At 60.7% G+C, this 1,760-nt stretch carries 2 protein-coding genes; both read left to right on the top strand.

Annotated elements, in window-relative coordinates; translation table 11 throughout:
- The coding region (locus CK218_RS29850) for an ABC transporter permease subunit (protein ID WP_143749739.1) at positions 1-337 on the top strand (337 nt) is incomplete at its 5' end.
- Positions 337-1,760 (top strand): ABC transporter ATP-binding protein (locus CK218_RS29845; protein WP_143749738.1); only part of this gene is annotated, 1,424 nt, incomplete at its 3' end. The genes CK218_RS29850 and CK218_RS29845, both read left to right, overlap by 1 nt.

The following is a 1,760-nucleotide window of genomic DNA, read 5'->3' as shown; positions in this document are numbered from 1 at the left end:
CTTCGTAGAAGCAGCCAAGTTGCGGGGAGAGGGTCTTGGCTGGATCATTTTTCGCGAGATCCTGCCCAATGCAATGTCGCCCTTAGTGGCTGAACTGGGTCTGCGCTTCATCTTTTCGGTGCTGTTCCTGTCGGCGCTATCCTACCTGGGCCTTGGCGTGCAACCGCCGGACGCAGATTGGGGCGGCATGGTGATGGAAAACAAGGACGGCATCGTCTTCGGCATTCCTGCCGCACTCATCCCGGCCGCCGCGATCGCAGGGTTGGGGATCTCCGTCAATCTGGTCGTCGACTGGGTGCTCACTCGCACCACCAGCTTCAAGGGAGGTCGCGACTAATGGCAAATGTCCACGCGAAACCGCGGCGCGAAAGCGGCGTTCTGCTCGAAATCCGTAACCTTAAGGTCGAGGCGACTGTCTACTCACCGAACGAGAAGCCGCGCGACGTCACCATTGTCGACGGCGTGTCGCTGGCTTTGAAGCGAGGCAAGGTACTCGGACTGATCGGCGAATCGGGCGCCGGCAAGTCGACCATAGGCCTGTCCGCAATGGGGTATGGACGCGGCGGTGTCCGCATCACAGGCGGCGAGGTCCTGCTCAACGGCCGGGACATTCTGCAAGGCGGCGTCAAGGGATTGCGAAAAGTTCGCGGCAGCGAGGTGTGCTATGTTGCGCAGTCGGCTGCCGCCGCTTTCAACCCGGCGCATCGGCTCATGGACCAGGTGGTGGAAGCAGCGCTTCTGCACGGTCTCGGGACCAGGGCCGAGGCGGAAAAGCGCGCTATAGCATTGTTCAAGAAACTCCGCTTGCCGGACGCTCAAAAAATTGGATCCCGCTATCCACATCAGGTCTCTGGCGGCCAGTTGCAGCGCGTGATGACTGCAATGGCACTTTGCTCCGAACCCGACCTGATCGTATTCGACGAGCCGACTACGGCGCTCGACGTGACGACCCAAATTGACGTCCTGGCAGCCATCAAGGATGCCATTCGCGACACTGGCGTCGCGGCACTCTACATCACTCACGATCTCGCGGTGGTGGCCCAGGTCTCGGACGAGATCATGGTGCTGCGAGATGGCAAAATGGTGGAGCACGGCGAAACACGACAAGTCATCGAGGCGCCGCGTATTGACTACACCAAGGCGCTCGTTTCGGTGCGTTCAATTGATCATGAGGAGAAGGATCCGGCGCAGCAGCCTCTTTTGTCGGTGAGGAACATCACTGCCGCTTATGGGGGCGATGCCGTGAAAGTTCTGCAGCACGTCTCGGTTGACATCCATCCGGGCCAAACGCTCGCTGTCGTGGGCGAGTCGGGCTCCGGAAAATCCACCCTGGCACGCGTCATCACGGGGCTGCTGCCCCCGATTGCCGGCAGCATCACCTTCGCTAACCGCATGCTCGCGCCCAGGCTCGCAGACCGATCCAGGGATGATCTTCGACAACTGCAAATGATCTATCAAATGGCCGACGTGGCGATGAATCCCCGCCAGACGGTGGGCACCATCATTGGCCGGCCGCTTGAATTCTATTTTGGCATGCGAGGACAGGAGCGCGACGCCCGCGTCGGCGAGCTACTTGATGAGATTGAGATGGGCAAGGGTTTCGTCGACCGCTATCCGGCTGAGCTTTCGGGCGGGCAGAAGCAGAGGGTCTGCATTGCCCGAGCGCTCGCTGCCAAGCCCAAGCTCATCATCTGCGACGAGGTAACCAGCGCGCTCGACCCGCTTGTCGCAGACGGCATTCTCAAGCTGTTGCTCCGCCT

It is taken from the genome of Mesorhizobium sp. WSM3879, from assembly GCF_002294915.1.
Lineage (GTDB): Bacteria > Pseudomonadota > Alphaproteobacteria > Rhizobiales > Rhizobiaceae > Mesorhizobium.
The sequence above is the reverse complement of the archived record's forward strand: the minus strand, read 5'-3'. Positions and strand labels throughout refer to the sequence as shown.